Source organism: Streptomyces sp. 15-116A (genome assembly GCF_025290915.1).
In the GTDB taxonomy this organism is placed as follows: domain Bacteria; phylum Actinomycetota; class Actinomycetes; order Streptomycetales; family Streptomycetaceae; genus Streptomyces.
Genome location: NZ_JAOCQE010000060.1, coordinates 1 through 20,009 on the forward strand (window position 1 = coordinate 1; position 20,009 = coordinate 20,009).

Sequence of the window (20,009 nt, forward strand, 5' to 3'; positions counted from 1 at the left end):
CTGGCCGCAGCCCGGGACGGCGGCACCGTCCTGCTGCTGCCGCTGACCGGCGACGACACCGCCACCGACCTGGCCCGTCGTACCGCCCGTCATCTGGGCACGGCCGTCCAGGAACCGGTGACCGTCGGCGCCTCGGCCCCCGTCGAACGCCTCACCGCCCGCCCCGACACCGTGGCCGCGGCCTACGCGGAGGCCCGGCGCTGCCTCGACGCCCTGCGGCTGCTCGGCCGCTGCGGCGACGGCGCCGCCGCCGAGGACTTCGGCTTCCTCGGGCTGCTGCTGGCCGGCGAGCGGGACGTCGCGGGATTCGTCGACCGCACCATCGGCCAGGTCGTCGCCTACGACGAACGCCGGGGCACGGAGCTGCTGCGCACCCTCGACGCCTACTTCGCCTGCGGTATGAGCCCCGCCCGCACCAAGGACGAGCTGCACGTCCATGTGAACACCGTCGCCCAGCGCCTGGAACGCATCGGCCGCTTGCTCGGCGACGACTGGCAGAGCCCCGCCCGGGCCCTGGAGATCCAGCTGGCCCTGCGCCTGCACCGCCTGTCCGGCCCGCAACCGGCACCCGCAGAGCACTGACCCCCGTACGCGGGGTGCGTACGGGGGCCGGCGGAGCGGGATCGGAGGCCTCAGACGGTGTGCGCGTCCTCGGCGGTCCGGGTCTTGGCCGGCCCGTCCGTGTCACCGGAGGGCGCGACGTCCGCCAGGTCCCGGTGGCGGGTCTCCTTGGCCGCGGCCAGGGCCACGATCGTCAGCAGGCTCGCCGCGATGACGTACATCGAGATCGGCACGGACGTGCCGTACGCGTCCAGCAGCGCGGTGGCGATCAGCGGAGCGGGGGCGCCCGCCGCGACCGAGGCGAACTGGGCGCCGATGGAGGCACCGGAGTACCGCATCCGGGTCGCGAACATCTCGGAGAAGAACGCCGCCTGCGGTGCGTACATCGCGCCGTGCAGCACCAGGCCCACGGTCACCGCGAGGAGCAGCGCACCGAAGCCGCCGGTGTCGATCAGCGCGAAGAACGGGAACATCCACAGCGCCACACCCACCGCGCCGATCAGATACACGGGCCGGCGGCCGATCCGGTCCGACAGCGCGCCCCAGGCCGGGATCACCGCGAAGTGGATCGCGGAGGCGATCAGCACGGCGTTGAGCGCGGTCTGCTTCGACACGCCGGCCGAGACGGTGGCGTAGACGAGGATGAACGCGGTGATCACGTAGTAGCTGATGTTCTCCGCCATACGGGCGCCCATCGCGACCAGCACGTCACGCCAGTGGTGCTTGAGCACGGCCACCAGCGGCATCCGCTCGGCCGTGGCCTCCGCCTTGCGGGCCTCGGCCTGCTCCAGCGCCTGCTTGAACACCGGCGACTCGTCGACAGAGAGACGAATCCACAGACCGACGATCACGAGCACACCGGAGAGCAGGAACGGGATCCGCCAGCCCCAGCTGCCGAAGGCCGCCTCCGACAGCACCGCGGTCAGGAAGGACAGCACACCGGTCGCCAGCAGCTGCCCCGCCGGGGCGCCCGTCTGCGGCCAGGACGCCCAGAAGCCGCGGCGTTTCGCGTCCCCGTGCTCGGACACCAGCAGCACGGCGCCGCCCCACTCGCCGCCCAGCGCGAAGCCCTGGATCAGCCGGAGCACGGTGAGCAGCACCGGCGCGGCGCTGCCGATCGTGGCGTGCGTGGGCAGCAGGCCGATCGCGAAAGTCGCCCCGCCCATCAGCAGCAGGCTCAGCACCAGCAGCTTCTTGCGGCCCAGCCGGTCCCCGTAGTGCCCGAAGACCAGCGCGCCGAGGGGACGGGCGGCGAATCCGACCGCGTACGTCAGGAACGACAGCAGAGTGCCGACCAGCGGATCGGACTCGGGGAAGAACAGCTTGTTGAAGACCAGCGCGGCGGCGGAGCCGTACAGGAAGAAGTCGTACCACTCGATGGTGGTGCCGATGAGGCTGGCGGCGACAATGCGCTTCAGATTCGAGGGCGTCGGGGGAGCGGATGCTGCGGAGGCCATGTGCGCCACTTCCTCGTGTGCGGTGGGGACGGGTACGTGTTGCTACGTGTCGGCACACCGTAGAAACAGGCAGGTGAGGCGCACATGTGGTGGGCCCCCATAGTTCGGCGCGAGTCTATGCGCGCACCCACCATGAGGGCCCAGTGTCAGAGGAGGGCAGGACCGGCTTCGGCGTCGGCCCGTCAGCCGCGCCGGCGGCGGCGGGCCAGGCGGTGGAAGGCCTTGGCACCGGCGGACGGTGCGGGCAGGGTGCCCGCCACCGCGTCGGCGAGCAGTGTGCCGACCGTCTCCGCCGCGCAGGCTCGGTTGGCGCCGATGCCGCCCGAGGGGCCGCGCTTGATCCAGCCCACGACGTAGGTGCCGGGCCTCCCGGTCACCCTGCCGCGCTCGTGCGGCACGGTCCCGCCGGCCTCGTCGAACGGCAGCCCCGCCTGCGGCACTCCGCGGTAGCCGATCGCCCGCAGCACCGTCCCGGCCGGGATCTCCACCTCACCCGAGGCACCGGTGACGCGCACCGCGCGGGTGGCGTCGTCGCCGCACACCTCCAGCGGGGCGGAGTGGAAGCGGAGGACGATCCGGCGCCGCCCGCCTGCCGCGTCCGGCGACACGGACCAGTCGAGGGACTCCCGGGGCACTCCCCGCAGGACCGCCGCCTTGTCCCTCGGCCCCGCGGTGTCGACGGCCGGACCGATGCGCGGATCGTGGTCGTCGATCAGCAGGTCCACCCCCGACAGGTGCTTCAGGGCCAGCAGTTCGGGCCGGGTGTACGCGGCGTGCTCGGGGCCCCGGCGCGCGAGCAGGACCACCTCGCGCACCTTGCTGCGGCGCAGCTCCCGCAGCGCGTGCGCGGCGATCTCCGTGCCGGCCAGCGTCTCCGGGTCCGAGACCAGGATGCGCGCGGCGTCGAGGGCGACGTTGCCGTTGCCGACCACGACGACGCGTTCGGCGGAGAGGTCCACGGCGTCCGGCGCGACCTCGGGATGCCCGTTGTACCAGGCGACGAAGGTGGTCGCGGAGATGCTGCCCGGCCGGTCCTCGCCCGGGATGCCGAGCCGCCGGTCGGTCGCCGCGCCCACGGCGTAGATCACCGCGTCGTGGTGGGCGGCCAGTTCCTCGGCCGTGATGTGGGTGCCCACCTCCAGACCGAGATGGGTGCGCACCCGCGGGTGGGCGTGGACGTGGGCGAAGGTCTCGCTCACCTTCCTGGTCGCCGGGTGGTCCGGCGCCACACCGAACCGCACCAGCCCGCCGGCGACCGGAAGCCGGTCGATGAGCGTCACCTCGGCCGGTGTGTGCAGCAGCAGATCCTTGGCGGCGTACATCCCGGCCGGTCCCGTACCGACGATCGCGACCCGCAGCGGTCCGAAGTCGGGCGGCAGGACGCGGTCGAAGACCGGCCTGCCCCAGGCGTGGAAGACCGGGCCGAGATCGGTGTCCGCGTCCGGCACCGCCCGGGTCTCGTCCTGCTCGAAGTACGCGGCGTTGATCTCGGCGTACTCCCGCTGATCCTCCGTCAGCCGGTCGACCGGGAAGACCGCGTCCACGGGGCACGCGTCGGCGCAGGCGCCGCAGTCGATGCAGGCCTTCGGGTCGATGTACAGCATCTCCGTGCTGCCGAAGTCCCGTTCGCCGGGCGTGGGGTGAATGCAGTTGACCGGGCAGACGGACACACAGGTGGCGTCGTTGCAGCAGGTCTGGGTGATCGCGAAGGCCATGGTGAGTCGTCCGCTCGCAAGGGAGGTCGTGCCGGGGGCTGTCTCGTCAGATCAGGTGGGCGCGCTTGTACCAGTAGAGGGCCGGCTTGGTGAGCAGTCCCACCGAGCCGAGGAAGTCCATCAGGCCCGCGCAGCTGGAGCGCAGCATCGCCTTGTGGTGCTCGTTGGCCCGCGCCTCGCGCACGGCGCGCTCCTGGTCCAGGCCGGCGTTGGCGTACACCTTGGGGTTCACCATGCTCGTGACGATGACGTAGGCCGCGATGGCGATCAGGACCGAGTGGGTCCCACGGCGTACCCGGCCGGCGCGGGCGAGGTGCCTGCGCGTCTCCTCGCGGGCGAACTTCATGTGCCGTGATTCCTCGACGACATGGATGTTGTTGATGGTGCGCACGAACGGCACGACCCGCTCGTCGCGCATCCAGTCGCGCTGCATGACATCGAGGACCTCCTCGGCGACCAGGATCGCCGCGTACGCGGCCTCGCCGAAGGCAACGGTCTTGAACAGCCTGCCGAGTTCGACCGCGACCCGGTGCGGGCGGTAGGCCGGGGCGCCGAGCTTCTTCGCGCCGCGCGCGAACATGATCGAGTGGCGGCACTCGTCGGCGATCTCGGTGAGCGCCCACTGGAAGGTGTCGTCCGTCGGGTCCTTGGCGTAGATGTCGCGCAGCACCATCTGCTGCAGGATCATCTCGAACCAGATGCCGGTGCTGGCGACCGACGCGGCCTCCTGGCGCGTCAGCGCCTTGCGCTGCTCCTCGGTCATCTCGTTCCAGTACGCCGTCCCGTAGAGGGTGCTCCACTCGGGGCTGGCGCCGTGGTAGCCGGTGTCCAGCGGCGTCTCCCAGTCGACCTCGGTGAGCGGGTCGTAGGAGAGCTGCGCGGACGAGTCGAGCAGCCGGCGGGCGACGCCCTCCTCGGCGGGCTGGGTCCGGGTCTCCGGCCGCGGGATGCTCAGTGCCATGTGCGGGGCTCCTCGAGTCGAATCCGTGCGATGCGCTCGTCCTGGCCGCTTCTACCCGTGACTTACCTGCGGTAACAGCGGCTCGCTTGTTGACGGACTGTATAGCAAGAGGGGGCGGCTGCCTACCCCCCGGTAACGGCGGGTTGGGCCTTTGTTCTCCGACCCGGTACCGCCTCGCGATGGAGCCGGCCGCGGCCCACCAGGTCGACGGTCAGGGCGACGGAGATCGCCTCCACGGCCAGCAGCGCGATGAGCACGAAGACCTGGACGGCGCCGGCCATCAGGGGAGACGCACCGGCCAGGAGCATCCCGACGAACGCGCCCGGCAGCGTGACCAGGCCGACCGTGCGGGTCTGGTCGAGGGCGGGCAGCAGGGCGTCCGAGGCGGCGCCGCGGGCCACCTCCAGCCGGGCCTCGCGCGGGGTGCGCGGCCTCCACTTCGCCGTGCCCCTGCGCGACCTCGTCCAGCGCACGGCGCCCCGCCAGCAGCAACGTCGCGGTGAGCGCCCCGCCGATGAGGATCCCGCTGACCGGGACGACGGCGACACCGGGCACCGTCAGCAGACCGGCCGCCACGAGCCCGGCGACGGCCGGCAGCACGGGCGCCGTGATCGGCAGGGCGGCCCACCACCACGTGCCGTTGACCGTGATGCGCCGCCCGGCCGTCCGGGGCGCCACGCCCAGCATGAGCAGGAACGCGATCAGCCCGGCGGTGTGATGCACCGCCCAGCCGATCACCGCGGACACGGCTGCCAGTTGCACGGCGGCCCGCAGACCCGCCGTGACGATCTCGCGCGCCCGGCGGTACGAGGCGTCGGGGGACAGCCGGAACAGCGCGGCCACCCCAGTCGCCACGAGCAGCAGCACGACGAGGGTGACGGCGAGCGCGGTGCCCACGGGGAGCAGGGTCTCGGCGGCGAGGGCGGGTGCGCTCATCGGGGTGTGCTCACATGGGGACTGGGGCGTCCGGCGTGGTCATGGGCTGTTCGGGGCGTTCATCGTGGTCCCGGGTCGTTCGGTGTGTTCGCCGTGGTCCGGGGCCTTCCGGTGCGTTCATCGTGTTCCGGTGCCGTCTGGTGCCGTCTGGTGCCGTCACCTCTGTCCCCGGCTGTCCGCGCGCGCACTCCGCCGTCGCACGGGAGGGGGCCGGGTGCCGCCGGGCCGGCAGGGACGCGCAGATCTCCCCGGAGCGTACGGCCGTCGTGGACAGCAGGGTGGAGGTGAGGCCGGGGGTGTGTTCCGTGCCGCCCTGGAGGTAGAGATCCGCGGTGACGTTCGGGTTGGTCTCCACGCGGTGGTCACGGCCGACGCGCAGTTCGTCCTCCTCGTCGCGCAGGCAGAGCTTGGCGATCGCACCGAGGTTGCCGGCGATGCCCTGCGGCTGGTAGCCGGTCGCGTAGACGAGAAGGTCGGAGCGGAGCGTCTCGCGTTCACCGGTGGGCAGGAACTCCACCGTCACCTCGATGCGGTCGCCGTCGCCGTCGGTGGTGACCTCGCGGATCCGTGAGACGTTCATCATCCGCAGCCGCTGCCTGCCCTGGACCTTCTCCTGGTACATCGTCCGGGACAGCGCCTCGATCAACTCCAGGTCCACCACGGAGTAGTTGGTGCTGCGGTGGTAGTCGTACAGCGACCGCTTCACCTCGGCCGGGGCCCCGTAGTAGACGTCGACCGCCTCGGGGTCGACGATCCGGTTGGCGAACGGGCTGTCGTCGGCGGGCGTGTACCCGTACTTGCCGAACACCGAGCAGATCTCGGCGTCCGGGAAGGTGCGGTGGAGGTAGTCGACTGCCTCGGCGGCGCTCTGGCCGGCCCCGAGGACGACGGCCCGGCGCACGGGCGTGCCGCGGCGCGACTTGGAGGACTTCGCGGCGAACGTCTCGGTGGGCGTCTCGCTGGTGGGCGGCTCCAGGTCCGTGACACCGATCAGCCGGGCGAGGCCCGCCAGCGCCGACTGCGCGTCGTCGAGCAGCACGAGCGCCGCGTTGACCGGGGTGAACAGACTATGGAAGGACACTCGAACTTAGGTAAGGCTAACCACAACCGCCCTGCTGCGGCTACCCCTTTGACGGACCGTCGTCCAGCACCTCTGACGGCCCGTCGCCCGGGTCCCGCCGGACGGCGTACGCCGCACTGCCGCCCGGGTGATCAGCGGTGGCGGGCCGGAACACCCGCTCGTAGCTTCGGCACATGACCAAACGACACCTCGTATACGTCGCCTGCACCGTCGCCGTCGTCGCCTCGGGACTCGGCGCGAGCCCGTCGTCCGCCGACCACCGGACCGTGCACCGCGTCCAGCCCGGCCAGTCCATCCAGAAGGCCGTGAACGCGGCCAAGCCCGGAGACACCGTCCTCATCGCGCCCGGCACCTACAAGGAGAGCGTCCGCATCACCGTGTCGGACCTGACGGTGCGCGGCTACGGCGCCCACCGCACCGTGCTGGTCCCCGACACCAAGGAGAAGGACGCCTGCGCCAAGGCGGGCAGCGGTATCTGCGTCACCGGCACCGACAAGAAGGCCGTCAAGGACGTCGCCGTACGCTCGTTGACGCTGCGCGGCTACGCCAAGCACGGACTGTGGGCCAGCCGCACGGACCGGCTGCAGGTCCAGGGAGTGCTCGCCGAGAAGAACGGCACCTGGGGCATCGCCCTGGAACGCTCCGTGCGCAGCGTGCTCAACCACAACGTCGCCCGCAGCAACGGCGACGCGGGCCTGTTCGTGTCCAACACCATCGACACCGAGGAAGGCGCCCGCGACGCACAGGGCACCGTCATCCGCCACAACCGCATGGTCGGCAACCGGGTCGGCGTCACCGTGCGCCGGCTGCGCAACCTCAGCGTCGACCACAACGAGGCCACCGGGAACTGCGCCGCCGTGTTCGTCGTCGGCGACGAGCGCAAGCCCCGCGCCGGCGACCTGAGCGTCAGTCACAACCACATCCACGCCAACAACAAGTACTGCGCCAAGACCCCGCGGCTGCCCTTCCTGCAGGGCTCCGGCATCGTCCTCACCGGCGCCGAGAAGACCCGCGTGACCTACAACCGCGTCGAGAACAACAAGGGCACCTCCCCGCTCTCCGGCGGCATCGTGCTGTTCAAGAGCCTCGTCGGCACGCCCAACGAGCGCAACGACATCCGCGACAACCTGGTGACCGGCAACAGCCCCGCCGACCTGGCCAACCGGGACACCGCCAAGAACAACACGTTCAGCCGCAACACCTGCACGCTCTCCGAGCCCGCCGGCATGTGCTGACGCCCGTTCGGCCCCCTCACCCCCCACCGACAGCACTGCAGAAGCGAGGCAACGGATGACGACCGTTGATCAGGCTCCCCCGCCGCCCATGCGGCTGAGGGAGCTCGTTTTCGGGGCGGCCTGCGCCGCCGCCGTCCGCGCGGCCGTCCGCCTGGGCGTGGCGGACGCGCTGGACGACACCCCCATGACGGTGGACGACCTGGCGGCGGCGGTGAAGACCGAGCCGCACACCCTGCGCCGGCTGCTGCGGGCGCTCTCCTGCCAGGGCGTCTTCACCGAACACGCCGACGGCACCTTCGCCCACACCGAGATGTCCCGCCTGCTGCGCGAGGACGACCCGCACAGCCTGCGCTGGATCGCGCTGTGGTGCACCGAGCCGTGGACCTGGAACGTCTGGCCGCTGCTGGACGAGGCGGTGCGCTCCGGGCGCAACGTCTTCGAGGACGTCTACGACCGGGAGTTTTTCGAGTACCTCAACGAGGCGGCCCCCGAGTCCGCGCACGTGTTCAACCGGGCCATGACCACCTCCAGCGAGCAGTCGGCGCGCGACGTCGCCCGGCTCCTCGACCTCGGCGACGTGTCCTCGGTGGTGGACATCGGCGGCGGCCAGGGCCATGTCCTGGCCAGCCTCCTGGAGAAGCACCCCCAGCTCACCGGCACCCTGCTCGACCTGCCGGGCGTCGTCGAGAACGCCGACCCGCGGCTGCGCGAGGGCGGCGCGCTCGCCGGCCGCGTCCAGGTCATCGCCGGGGACTGCCGCGAGACCATCCCCGTCACGGCCGACGTGTACATCATCAAGAACGTCCTGGAGTGGGACGACGACAGCACCCGCCGGGCGCTGGCCAACGTCCGCGCGGCCGCGCGGCCCGGAGCCCGCGTCGTCGTCATCGAGAACCTCGTCGACGACACCCCGTCGATGCGGTTCACCACGGCGATGGACCTGCTGCTGCTCCTCAACGTCGGCGGTGCCAAGCACACCCGGCAGAGCATGACCGACCGGCTCACCGCAGCCGGCCTGGTCATCGGCGAGATCAGCCCGGTCAACGCCTATCTGCACGCCTTCGAGTGCACCGTCCCGGGCTGATCCGGGGCGACCGCCACAACCCGAGGCCGCCGGCTCCGCGTCAGACGCGGGACCGGCGGCCTCGGGTGTTGCCGCTCGCTCAGGAGCGGGCGTCGCGCTGCCAGTGGTAGAAGCACTGGGCCATGGCGTCCTTGGGGGAGCGCCAGGTCGCCGGGTCGTACGCGCTGACGTACGCCTCCAGCCGCTCGCTGATGCCGCGGAACTCGGGGTGCCCGGCCAGCTTCGCGATGGCCGGAGCCGGATCCTGCTCCGCCTCGATGAGGTGCAGGTACACGTCGTCGCCGAACTGGAACAGCTTGCGCCGCGTCACCCCGACCAGGTGGGGGAGTTCACCCCGGTCGGAGTCGGCGAACACCTCGGCGATCTGCGGCGCCGAACCGGGCTTCATCCGGGCGACGATCAGGGCATGGTGCATGGGCGGTGTCCTTCCCTCTTCCCTGGGCCCGCGGTCAGCGGGAGGACGCCACGGACGCGCTCTCGCGCTCCCGTGCGGCCTGCTCGATGCGGTCCCGGATCAGGGCCATCTGGACGCGGGAGTTGCGGTTGATGTTGTCCGTCATCCAGTCGTCGTCGACCGGCGCGTCGGGCTTCATCGCGAAGTCCTGCGTCCACTTCATCTGGGTGCCGCCGGGCAGCTCCGCGTACTCCCACAGGATGTCCATGTGGGCGAACGGACCCGTCTCGACCCTGCGGGCCCGCACCGTGCGCGCGGCGCGGTCCGGGGTGCGCTCGGAGATCCAGCTCCACACCTTGCCGTTCTCGTCCGGGTGCATCGTCAGACGGAACGTCGTGGTGTCGCCCTCCCGCGAGAGCACCTCGACCGAGGCGTACTCGCTGAACAGGTTCGGCCAGTTCTCCAGGTCGTTGGTGATCTCCCAGACCAGGTCGAAGGGAGCGTCGATGGTGATGCTGTTCTCGGTGTGTCCGGCCACTTTCAGGCTCCAGCCTTGAGGGTGCTGTTGACGAGGTCGAGGAACTCCTGGGGCGTCTTGCAGCGCTCCGAGTCGGGGGGAAGCGACCGGCCGTACCGGTTCTCCAGCTCGCCGACGATGCCGAGCAGGCCGAGCGAGTCGAGACCGAAGGAGTCGAACGGCGACTCGGCCGACTGCCGCAGCTCCTGCGGGTCGACGGTGATGCCGGCCGCCTTCTTCATCAGCGCGGCCAGCTCGTCGAAGGTCACTTCGGTGGTGATCATGGGATCTGCTCCTTCCCCGCCCGGTCCTACCGGGCGGATTCGCCACCGCGGCGCACGACCAGCGCCGCGTTGGAGCCCATCAGTCCCCGGCTGAGGACGAGGGCCGTGCGCAGCTCGGCGGGGCGAGCGCGCTCCATCACCAGATCGAGGTCGTGGCAGGTGTCGAACACGTTCGGCGTGGGCGGCACCTGTCCGTGTTCCATGGCGAGCACCGCCGCCACCGTGTCCAGCACCGGCGCACCGCAGTAGGCGCGTCCGAAGCCGGTCTTGGGCGCGGTGACAGGCACCCGTCGGCCGTGCGCGCCGAGCGCGTCGGCGATCGCCAGCGCCTCGGCGCGGTCCGCCTCGGGCACGCCCATCGCGTCGGCGAACACCACGTCGATCTCCTCGGGGGCGCAGCCGGCCTCGTCGAGGGCGCCGCGGATCGCGCGGGCGAGCCCTTCCCGGGAGTCCGCCCAGCGGGAGGCGCCGGTGAAGGTGGCGGCGTGCCCGGCGAGGACCGCCCGTACCTCCGCGCCGCGCTCACGGGCCCGCTCCTCGTCCTCCACGACGAGCAGCGCACCGCCCTCCGCGGGCACGAACCCGCAGGCCGACGACGTGAACGGGCGGTAGGCACGGTCGGGTTCCGCGACGGTGCTCAGCTCGGGGTAGCCGAGCTGGCACACCATCGAGTACGGGGCCAGGGGCGCCTCGGCGGCCCCCACGATCATCGTGCCGGTGCCGCGGCGCACCGCCCGTGCCGCGTGCGCGAGGGAGTCCAGACCGCCCGCCTCGTCGCTGGCCACCACCCCGCACGGCCCCTTGAAGCCGCCCCGGATGGAGATCTGGCCGGTGCTCGCCGCGTAGAACCAGGCGATCGACTGGTAGGGGCCCACGAACTTCGACCCCTGGCCCCACAGCTTCTGCAGCTCCCGCTGCCCGAACTCGCCGCCGCCTGAACCGGCGGCGGTGACCACGCCGACGGAGAACGGCTCGGCGGGGTTGCCGCCGCCGAGGCCGGCGTCGTCGAGCGCGAGGGCGGCGGCGGCCATCGCGAAGTGACTGAACCGGTCGGTCTGCACCAGGAACTTGTCCTCGATGAGAGCCGACGCGTCGAAGGCCCGCACCTCACCCGCCACTTGCAGCGGCATGTCCGTGCAGCCCTCGCGGGTGATGCGGTCCAGCACGCTGAGACCTTCGCGCACGGACTTCCAGTAGGCGTCCGTGCGCAGTCCGTTGGGCGCGATCACCCCGATACCGGTGATGGCGGCGCGCCCGGGGCGCTGAGTGCTCATGGTGTCCTCCCGCCCGGCCCGGTCAGCAGCACCGCGGACTGGAAGCCGCCGAACCCGCTGCCGACGGAGAGCACGTTCTGGAGCTTCCGCGGGCGTGCGGTGCGCGGCACGTAGTCCAGGTCGCACTCCGGGTCGGGGGTCTCGTAGTTCGCCGTCGGCGGCACCACCTGGTGCTTCAGGGCGAGGACGCACGCGACCACCTCGATCGCGCCGATCGCGCCCAGCGAGTGCCCCACCATGGACTTGATGGAGCTCATGGGCGTGTCGTGGGCGTGCGCGCCCAGCGACCGCTTCACCGCGGCCGTCTCGTGCCGGTCGTTCTGCCGGGTGCCGGAGCCGTGCGCGTTGACGTAGTCGATCTGCGTGGGGTCGATACGGGCCTGATCGAGCGTGGTGTCGATCGCCCGGGCCATCTCCAGCCCCTCGCTGGTCAGACCGGTCATGTGGTAGGCGTTGCCGTAGGTGGCGTAGCCGCTGAGCTCGCAGTAGATCTCGGCCCCGCGGGCCCGCGCGTGCTCGTACTCCTCGAGGACCAGCACCGCCGCGCCCTCACCCATCACGAACCCGTCGCGGTGGGCGTCGAACGGCCTGGAGGCGTGCTCCGGGTCGTCGTTGTTCGGCGACGTCGCCTTGATCGCGTCGAAGCACGCCATGGTGATCGGGGAGATCGGCGAGTCCGAGGCGCCCGCGATGCACACGTCGGCCCGGCCCTCGGTGATGGTGTGGAAGGCGTAGCCGACCGCGTCCAGACCGGAGGTGCAGCCGGTGGAGACGGTCTGCACCGGGCCCCTGGCGCCGAACTGCTCGGCGACGACCGAGGCGAGCGTGCTCGGGGAGAACGCCAGGTGCAGCTTCTCCTCGGCCTTCTCGTGGTCGACGTCCCAGCGCTTGCCTCGCTCGCTGACCAGCACGTAATCGTGTTCCAGCCGGGTGGTGCCGCCGACCGCGCTGCCCAGCGACACCGCGGTGCGCCACGGGTCCTCGGCACCGGTGTCGAGACCGGAGTCGCGCACCGCCTCCCGGGCCGCCACCACGGCGAACTGGATGTACCGGTCCGCGTGCTGGGACAGCTCCGCGTCGAGGCCGTGCTCGAAGGGGTCGAAGTCGCACTCGGCGGCTATGCGCGAGCGCAGACCGGCCGGGTCGAACAGGGTGATGCCGCGGGTGGCGGTGCGTCCCGCCGCGAGCAGGTCCCAGAAGGCCGTGGCCCCGATGCCGCCGGGAGCGACCACACCGACACCGGTGACGGCCACTCGGCGGGTCATTTTATGGCCCCACTCGGCTCGGACGGCCGGCCGTGCTCCGGCCCGCCGACCGTCAACTGCGGTCCCGCCTCGGCGCCTTCGTTCTCCTCGGTGTCCACATGACCCAGACTCGGATGCGGGGCCAGCGGACCGAGATGGAACACCATCCGGGCCTCGGCGTCGCCGACGTTGCGGAAGCGGTGCCGCATGTCGACGGGGATCATCAGACCCTGGTCGGCGCGGAGCGCGAACGGCTCGCCGTCCAGGTCGACCTCGAGCGCGCCGCTGACGACGTACACGAACTCCTCGGAGTACGGGTGGTAGTGCTCGGCGATCCGCTCACCGGGCTTGATGATCGCCAGGCCCATGAAGCCGCTGGTGGAGCCCACCGTGGCCGGGGTGAGCAGGGTCCTGAGGTCACCTCCGCGCCGTCGGTTGGGTTCCGTCTCGCTCAGGTCCACGATGCGTGGATGCTGCTTGGACATGGTTGATACCTCCGGGTGTGCCGGTGACGTCCGGGCGCTGCCGGGCCGCGGACGTCACCGCGGTTGACCGTCAGGAATCCGCCGAGCTGCGGTCGGTGACGGGCATCATGTCGGCGTGCGACAGGAGCCGGTTGAGGGTGCGCTCCGAGTCGAGGGAGCCTTCGACGCCGATCGCGGCGCCGTCCAGCAGCCGCTCCAGCTCGGCCGCCTTGCCCGGGCCCTTGATACCGAGGGCGGCCGGGATGTCCAGGTCGAGGTCGCGGGTGACGTCGACCAGGCGGACCACGATGTCGTCGCGCTGGAAGACGGTGCTCGCGTACACCGGGCTGTCCGGGTCGTCGGCCGCGGCCTCGTCCTGGTGGGCGAGGAACCGGGCCAGGTCCATGCCGCGGCCGGTCACGGCCGGGTAGTACAGCATGTGCCGGCGCAGACCGGCGGGCTCCGGACTGCCCTGCACCACGTGGTGCACGGCCGGGAGCGCGGCCCGGGTGAAGAACACCCGCGCGGAGTCCGGGTCGGTCAGGTCCCGGTCCTGCTCCAGATACGGGTTGATGGCCTCCTCGACCGCCCGCACCTCCGGCTGACGCGCCACATGGCGCAGCGCCGCGAGCAGGTCGCCCTCCACCTCCACAGCCCGCACGACCCGGTTGCCGTGCATGAACAGGGAGGTGCGGCGCAGCCGCGTGGTGTCGTCGACCTGCGCCCTGGGGGACTGGTAACCGGCCAGCAGCTCGGCCACCTTGGACTCCGAGCCCGGCTTGACGGTGAAGGTGAGCGCGTGCCGCGCCACCCCGTCGCCGACCCGGACCGCCGCCTGCAGGCCCGCCTGCGCCCGCTCGGGCGTGAGGGGCCGCTCGGGGAGGGTCTCGCGCAGGACGCTGTACCGCATGGAGCGGGTGTCCCGGACGCAGTTGTGCATCGGCCGGACGGTCTCCACGTGCTCCTCGCTGTTCACCCAGGCGAGGAACGGCGGGGCGCTCTCCCACTCGCTGGTGATCAGCCACTGCGAGGGGTTCTCGATCGACTGGCAGAGCTGGTCACTGATGTGACCGGGGACCGACGCGACCTTGTTGCGCATGTGCTCGTACGCGTCGAGGAACTGCTCCTGGGCTCCCTCGTACAGGTCGAGCAGCAGGATCACCCGCAGCCTCGAACCGTCGAAGGCCGACTGCGATATGCGTCCCGACATGGTCATCCGGCGCACCTCTCCTCTTCTCACAGAAGTCCGTGCGGAAGTCCTCGCGGAAGTTCGTCACGGAAGGTCAGGAACGACCGCGTCCGAAGGGCCGGGGTCGCCATGAGTCGATGGTCGGCGGGCCCCGCGGGGCGCGCGAGCGCCACGGGGCAGGTGGGTGAACCGTGCGTCAACCGGGTGCCGCCAGGACGCGGACGAGCCCGCACAGGGGATGCAATGTGAGTCCCTTTCCACGGCCCGTCGCGCGCGACGCTGGAGGCGTTTTCAATGAACCGAGTGGAAGAGGCCGGCGAGAACGGTCACCGCACGCCCGTGCTCATCGTCGGCGGCTCACTGGTGGGCCTGTCCATGTCCTTGTTCCTGGGGCGTCTGGGCGTGCCGCACACCCTCGTGGAACGGCACGCGGGCACCTCGATCCATCCCCGCGGACGCGGCAACAACGTGCGCACGATGGAGGTGTACCGGACCGCCGGTGTCGAGGGGCGGATCCGGCAGGCCGCCTCCGTGCTGGCCGGCAACCACGGCATCCTGCAGACCCCGACCCTGGTGGGTGACGCCGGCGAGTGGCTGTTCCGGGAGATCGACCCCGGCGGCGGGCTCGCCCGGTTCAGCCCCAGCGCCTGGTGCCTGTGCAGCCAGAACGACCTCGAACCGGTGCTGCTCGCGAGCGCCCGGGAGCTCGGCGGCGATCTGCGGTTCGCCACCGAGATGATGTCCTTCGACCAGGACGCCGACGGGGTGACCGCGCTGGTCAAGAGCCGGGAGACGGGCGAGCACACCACCATCCGCGCGGACTACCTGGTCGCCGCCGACGGCCCGCGCAGCCCCGTCCGGGAGCGGCTCGGCATCGGGCAGAGCGGCCCCGGCGACCTGTTCCACAACGTCAGCGTCACCTTCACCTCACGCGACCTGGCGGCCGTCGTCGGCGACCGGCGGTTCATCGTCTGCTACCTGACCAGCCCGGACGCCGACGGGGCGCTGCTGCCGGTCGACAACGAGGAGCACTGGGTGTTCCACGCGCCCTGGCACCCCGAACGCGGCGAACTGCTCGAGGAGTTCACCGACGAGCGGTGCGCCGACCACATCCGGCGGGCCGTCGGGGCGCCCGACCTGGACGTCACGATCACCGGCCGGGCCGCCTGGCACGCCGCCGAGCGGGTCGCCGAACGCTACGCCGACGGCAGGGTCTTCCTGGCCGGCGACTCGGCCCACGAGATGTCGCCCACCGGGGCGTTCGGCTCCAACACCGGTATCCAGGACGCGCACAACCTCGCCTGGAAACTGGCCGCCGTGCTGGGCGGCTGGGCCGGACCCGGGCTCCTCGCCACCTACGACGCCGAACGCCGGCCGGTCGCCGAGGCGACCAGCGCCCGCGCCTCCACCCGCTCCGTCGAGCACAGCCACCCCGGCTACACCCCCGCCGAGGGGGCGGGCGGACCGGGCAAGCGGGGCGGCATCCTCAATGTGGCCCTCGGCTACCGCTACCCGCGCGGCGCGGTGCTCGGCGCCGACCCGGCGACCCCCGTCGTCCCCGACGCGCTGGCCCTGAACGGCGAGCCGGGCAGCCGCGCGCCCCACCTGTGGCTGGACCGCGCCGGCACCCGGATCTCCACCCTCGACCTGTACGAACGCCACCTGGTCCTGCTCAGCTCCGCCGAGGCGGGCTTCGCCTGGCACACCGCGGCCAAGCAGGTCGCCAAGGAACTCGGAGCGCCGCTGGACTCCTACCGCATCGGGCACGGACCGGAGGCGGAACTGGCCCCCGAGGGCGACCAGGACTGGTCCGCGGCCCACGGCGTCAGCACGGACGGCGCGGTGCTCGTGCGCCCCGACGGCTTCGTCGCCTGGCGCTGCGAGTACCGCACACCGGACCCGCTGCGGACCCTGCGCGAGGCCGTGCAGACGGTCCTGTCCCGCACCTGACCCGGTCTCCGCGGAGACGAGCGGATTCCACCGGAGACGCTCTCCGCGGAGAGGAGCAGGTCCCGGCAGGGCGGTGTCAGGGAGTCCCGACGCCGCCCTGCCGTCCGCGTTCCGCCTTCGCCCGGTACTGCTCGAAGACCTGGACGGGATCCCCCTCGGCGTTCCAGGGCCAGGGCGTGACCGTGTTCTGCAGCGCCTGGAACACGGGGTGCGCGTCGGCGGCTCGGCCGGCCGCGCACAGGGCGTACGCCAGCATGTTGAGGTCGGCCAGGAGCGCCGCGTGCTGGAAGAAGCCCGGCTTCGGCCACAGCGCGGCGGCCTGTTCCAGCGCGGCGGCGAGCTGACCGGTGTCCCACAGCTGACCGGCCGTCATGGCCCGCACCCCGCCCTGCGCCAGCAGCCCCTGATACTGGCGCACCGCCGCCGTCAGCTCGATGGGGGCGCACGGTGCGTTCGCCGGTATGTGGGCGCGCACCACATCGATGAAGTCGAGGACGGCCGCGCTCGATCCGCCCTCCTCGGGCGACAGATAGGCGAGCATCTGCACATACGCCTCGCGGTGCCAGCGGTCGCGGCCGGTGGCCTCCCGCCAGATCGCGTTGACGTCGGCCTGCGCGTACCGCTCGATCCGCGCCACGCCGAGCAGCGTCACCCAGGGCAGCGGATCCGCCGGGCTCAGTTCGCTCGCGCGGCGGCAGTCCTCCACCACCTGCCGCACGTCCCTCAGGTGCCGCTCGTGCAGTCCCCGCGCCAGGGCGACCCGGCTGTGGAAGACCAGCGCGTCCGCGCTGTCCGGTTCCCGGTCCACCCAGGCCGAGGAGATCCCCGTGCCCGCGGTGGCCTCGGCCAGCACGGACACCCGGTGGTTGCGGAGGTCCCAGTCGTCCCCGGTCTCCTCCAGCACCGAGGACACCAGCGCGATGTCCAGCGCCCTGCTCTCTCCTCCGCGCTTGCTCAACTGCCGCAGGACGCGCGCGAGGACGGCGTCGTCGAGCGCGGGGACGATACGGGGACGCTTTGCTGTACGACTGCTGAAGAGGGGCATGCCCGCAGACTAGGAACCCTTCCGCACCGGGCAACCCATAGCGGACGATCGTTACCGATCTGCCCCTCTCAGCCTCCTCGCGGCGCTCGTCAGACGGCCGGCGCCGGGTACGTCGGGTACTCCACCCCGGAGACGTACTGCACGACGCGGACGACCTGGCAGGAGTAGCCGAACTCGTTGTCGTACCAGAGGTAGAGGATCGCGTTGTCGCCGTCGACCTTCAGCGCGCCGGCGTCGACGATCGAGGCGTGGCGCGAGCCGATGAAGTCGCTGGAGACCGCGTCGGGGGCGCTGATGAAGTCGATCTGGCGGCGCAGCGGCGAGGTCAGCGACACCTCGCGCAGGTACTCGAGGACCTCCTGGCGGTCGGTCTCGCGGGCCAGCTGCAGGTTGAGGATCGCGATCGACACGTCCGGCACCGGCACACGGATCGAGCTGCCCGTGATCTTCGCCTTGAGGTCGGGCAGCGCCTTGGCGACGGCGGAGGCGGCGCCGGTCTCGGTGATGACCATGTTCAGGGGCGCGCTGCGGCCCCGGCGCTCGGACTTGTGGTAGTTGTCCAGCAGGTTCTGGTCGTTGGTGAACGAGTGCACGGTCTCCACGTGGCCGCGCAGCACGCCGAACTCGTCCTCCATCGCCTTCAGCGGCGGGACGATGGCGTTGGTGGTGCAGGAGGCGCAGGACAGGATCTGCTCGTCCGGCTTGATCGTGTCGTGGTTGACGCCGTGCACGATGTTGGGGACGTCGCCCTTGCCCGGCGCGGTCAGCACGACCTTGTCGATGCCGGGGCGCAGGTGCTTCGACAGGCCCTCGCGGTCGCGCCACTTGCCGGTGTTGTCGATGAGGATGGCGTTCTTGATCCCGTACGCCGTGTAGTCGACCTTCGTCGGGTCGTCGGCGTAGATCACCTTGATCTCGTTGCCGTTGGCGACGATGGTGCTGTTCGCCTCGTCGACGGTGATGGTGCCCTGGAACTGGCCGTGGATGGAGTCGCGGCGCAGCAGCGAGGCGCGCTTGATGATGTCCTGGTCCCCGCCACCGCGGACGACGATGGCGCGCAGACGCAGACCGTTGCCGGAGCCGGACTTCTCGATCAGCAGGCGGGCGACCAGGCGGCCGATGCGGCCGAAGCCGTAGAGGACGACGTCCCGGCCCTCGCGGCGCTCGATCTTGTTGGCGCCCGTGGCACCCGCGACCGCCTCGGCGGTGAACGCCTCCACGGACAGCCCGCGGTCGTCGGCCTTGTAGGTCGCGGCCAGCATGCCGATGTCGATCTGCGACGGGCCGAGGTCGAGCGTGGTGAGCGCCTGCAGGAAGGGCAGCGTCTCGGTGACCGAGAGCTCCTTGCCGGCGATCTGCCGGGCGAAGCGGTGGGCCTTGAGGATGCTGACCACCGACTTGTTCACCAAGGAGCGGCTGTGCAGCAGGACGGTGACGTCCCGCTCGCGGTGCAGCTTCCCGATGATCGGGATCATCGACTCCGCGATCTCCTCGCGGTGCTTCCAGTTGGTGAACGAGTCTTCGTTGACAGTCACAGGATCATCTTTCGAGCTAGACGGCGCTCATATGATAGCCATGCGCGCACGCAGCTTCGGAGGGGGTCCCTTTCGGGGCGGGTGTGATGGGTGAAGCCGCAGGATTGCGCGCGGGGCGATCGGGTACGCGTGCAGCACTGCGCCCGGGGCGGATCTTGTCCCGGGTGGGCCGCACGACCGCCGCTACCTGGGAAAATGCCATGGAAACACCCGCGCACGAGAACAATGCCCCGACGCCCGCCCAGCAGGCTCTGGACGCCCTCGCCGAGAACACCGAGAACGCGGCGGCGCTGGATGCCCTGGCCAACAGCGACGTCCTGATCCCCGTGCCCGACGACGCGGCCGACGAGGAGGCCGCCGACCCCGGCGCGGTGGCGCTGCCGGTGCTCGAGCAGCCCGGCGGTACACAGGTGGTGCCGGTGTTCACCTCGGAGCTGGAGATGGCCGGGCTGCTGCCCTTCGTCTCCCGTTACCGCCTGGTGCCGCTCGGCGCGCTGGCCGCACAGTGGCCGGCCGAGGACCTGTCCCTGACCATCGACGGCAGCTCGGAGCACCGTCTGACGCTCACCTCGGAAGGAGTGCGCACCCTGCTGGCCCGCCCGCAGGGCTGACCGCCCGCCGCGCCGTCAGGCCCCGTCGCCCAGCGACCGGGCCAGGGCCGCACGCTGCAGGGGGAGCACCTCCGCGTGCAGTGCGCGGCCCTTCCGCGTGAGGGCCACATACACCCCGCGCCGGTCCTCCGCGCAGATGCTGCGCGTGACCAGGCCGTCCTTCTCCAGCCGGGCGATGAGCCGGGACAGCGCGCTCTGGCTCAGGTGCACCCGTCCCACCAGGTTCTGCACCCGGCACTGCTCGCCCTCCTCGGGCGTCGCGGCCACCAGCAGGTCGAGCACCTCGAAGTCGGACGCGCCGAGCCCGTGGGGATGCAGCGCGCGGTCGATCTCGCCCAGGGTGCGGGCGTGGACCGCGAGGATCTCCCGCCACCGTTCCTCGAGCCGCGTGCCGGTGGTGTGCGCTGCCATACTCGAACGGTAACACTTGTTCGACATTGAATGAACGCGCATCGAATGCTCTCCCGCCGGT

The 20,009-nt window shown here is 71.5% G+C and carries 18 protein-coding genes and 2 pseudogenes; 5 read left to right on the forward strand and 15 right to left on the reverse strand.

Annotated elements, in window-relative coordinates; translation table 11 throughout:
* The coding region (locus N4P33_RS13230) for a CdaR family transcriptional regulator (RefSeq protein ID WP_260826591.1) at window positions 1-582 on the forward strand (582 nt) is incomplete at its 5' end.
* 50 nt (window positions 583-632) lie between these two features.
* Here N4P33_RS13230 and N4P33_RS13235 read toward each other — a convergent pair.
* From N4P33_RS13235 to N4P33_RS13255, 5 genes and pseudogenes are all read right to left on the reverse strand, one after another.
* Entirely contained in the window at window positions 633-2,018 is a 1,386-nt protein-coding gene (locus N4P33_RS13235) for an MFS transporter (protein WP_260826592.1), read from the reverse strand.
* Window positions 2,019-2,200: 182 nt separating this feature from the next.
* Window positions 2,201-3,733 (reverse strand): FAD-dependent oxidoreductase, encoded by a 1,533-nt coding sequence (locus N4P33_RS13240; protein WP_260826593.1) that lies wholly within the window; start codon window positions 3,731-3,733, stop codon window positions 2,201-2,203.
* Between the two features lie 46 nt (window positions 3,734-3,779).
* Complete coding sequence (locus tag N4P33_RS13245; protein ID WP_260826594.1) at window positions 3,780-4,694, reverse strand: diiron oxygenase; 915 nt, start codon at window positions 4,692-4,694, stop codon at window positions 3,780-3,782.
* A gap of 122 nt (window positions 4,695-4,816) precedes the next feature.
* Window positions 4,817-5,630, reverse strand: a pseudogene (locus tag N4P33_RS13250) (ABC transporter permease).
* A 217-nt stretch (window positions 5,631-5,847) separates the two neighbouring features.
* A pseudogene (locus tag N4P33_RS13255) lies at window positions 5,848-6,546 on the reverse strand (SidA/IucD/PvdA family monooxygenase); the annotation flags it as partial.
* A gap of 338 nt (window positions 6,547-6,884) precedes the next feature.
* Between N4P33_RS13255 and N4P33_RS13260 the strand changes: the two are divergent.
* Window positions 6,885-7,946 (forward strand): nitrous oxide reductase family maturation protein NosD, encoded by a 1,062-nt coding sequence (locus N4P33_RS13260; RefSeq protein WP_260826595.1) that lies wholly within the window; start codon window positions 6,885-6,887, stop codon window positions 7,944-7,946.
* 55 nt (window positions 7,947-8,001) lie between these two features.
* Window positions 8,002-9,030: a methyltransferase gene (locus tag N4P33_RS13265; protein ID WP_260826596.1), complete on the forward strand. Its 1,029-nt coding sequence runs from the start codon at window positions 8,002-8,004 to the stop codon at window positions 9,028-9,030.
* 79 nt (window positions 9,031-9,109) lie between these two features.
* On the opposite strand, the gene N4P33_RS13270 is transcribed toward N4P33_RS13265, so the two are convergent.
* From N4P33_RS13270 to N4P33_RS13300, 7 genes are all read right to left on the reverse strand, one after another.
* Window positions 9,110-9,445 (reverse strand): TcmI family type II polyketide cyclase, encoded by a 336-nt coding sequence (locus tag N4P33_RS13270; protein ID WP_260826598.1) that lies wholly within the window; start codon window positions 9,443-9,445, stop codon window positions 9,110-9,112.
* A gap of 34 nt (window positions 9,446-9,479) precedes the next feature.
* Window positions 9,480-9,962: an SRPBCC family protein gene (locus tag N4P33_RS13275; RefSeq protein WP_260826599.1), complete on the reverse strand. Its 483-nt coding sequence runs from the start codon at window positions 9,960-9,962 to the stop codon at window positions 9,480-9,482.
* Window positions 9,963-9,964: 2 nt separating this feature from the next.
* Window positions 9,965-10,225, reverse strand: coding sequence for an acyl carrier protein (locus N4P33_RS13280; RefSeq protein WP_167990013.1), 261 nt, complete (start codon window positions 10,223-10,225; stop codon window positions 9,965-9,967).
* A gap of 26 nt (window positions 10,226-10,251) precedes the next feature.
* Complete coding sequence (locus N4P33_RS13285) at window positions 10,252-11,499, reverse strand: ketosynthase chain-length factor (RefSeq protein ID WP_260826600.1); 1,248 nt, start codon at window positions 11,497-11,499, stop codon at window positions 10,252-10,254.
* Window positions 11,496-12,764, reverse strand: coding sequence for a beta-ketoacyl synthase (locus tag N4P33_RS13290; RefSeq protein WP_260826601.1), 1,269 nt, complete (start codon window positions 12,762-12,764; stop codon window positions 11,496-11,498). Before N4P33_RS13290 ends, N4P33_RS13285 begins: the two co-directional genes overlap by 4 nt.
* A complete protein-coding gene (locus N4P33_RS13295) occupies window positions 12,761-13,228 on the reverse strand; it encodes a cupin domain-containing protein (RefSeq protein WP_260826602.1) in 468 nt (155 codons plus the stop codon). The genes N4P33_RS13290 and N4P33_RS13295 overlap by 4 nt, the downstream gene beginning before the upstream one ends.
* A 70-nt stretch (window positions 13,229-13,298) precedes the next feature.
* The gene (locus N4P33_RS13300) at window positions 13,299-14,423 is read right to left on the reverse strand and encodes a SchA/CurD-like domain-containing protein (protein WP_260826603.1); all 1,125 of its coding nucleotides are present in this window, start codon (window positions 14,421-14,423) and stop codon (window positions 13,299-13,301) included.
* 267 nt (window positions 14,424-14,690) lie between these two features.
* On the opposite strand from N4P33_RS13300, the gene N4P33_RS13305 reads away from it, so the two are divergent.
* Entirely contained in the window at window positions 14,691-16,346 is a 1,656-nt protein-coding gene (locus N4P33_RS13305; RefSeq protein WP_260826604.1) for an FAD-dependent monooxygenase, read from the forward strand.
* 76 nt (window positions 16,347-16,422) lie between these two features.
* On the opposite strand, the gene N4P33_RS13310 is transcribed toward N4P33_RS13305, so the two are convergent.
* Both N4P33_RS13310 and N4P33_RS13315 read right to left on the reverse strand, forming a co-directional pair.
* Window positions 16,423-17,391, reverse strand: coding sequence for a hypothetical protein (locus tag N4P33_RS13310; protein ID WP_260826605.1), 969 nt, complete (start codon window positions 17,389-17,391; stop codon window positions 16,423-16,425).
* A gap of 89 nt (window positions 17,392-17,480) precedes the next feature.
* Window positions 17,481-18,926, reverse strand: coding sequence for a glyceraldehyde-3-phosphate dehydrogenase (locus N4P33_RS13315; RefSeq protein WP_260826606.1), 1,446 nt, complete (start codon window positions 18,924-18,926; stop codon window positions 17,481-17,483).
* A gap of 200 nt (window positions 18,927-19,126) precedes the next feature.
* On the opposite strand from N4P33_RS13315, the gene N4P33_RS13320 reads away from it, so the two are divergent.
* Window positions 19,127-19,537 (forward strand): SseB family protein, encoded by a 411-nt coding sequence (locus tag N4P33_RS13320; RefSeq protein ID WP_260826607.1) that lies wholly within the window; start codon window positions 19,127-19,129, stop codon window positions 19,535-19,537.
* A gap of 15 nt (window positions 19,538-19,552) precedes the next feature.
* Here the strand turns inward: N4P33_RS13320 and N4P33_RS13325 are convergent, their stop codons facing one another.
* Window positions 19,553-19,948 carry a MarR family winged helix-turn-helix transcriptional regulator gene (locus N4P33_RS13325; RefSeq protein ID WP_260826608.1) on the reverse strand — a complete coding sequence of 132 codons (396 nt, stop codon included), beginning with the start codon at window positions 19,946-19,948 and terminating at the stop codon, window positions 19,553-19,555.
* Window positions 19,949-20,009 lie beyond the last annotated feature (61 nt).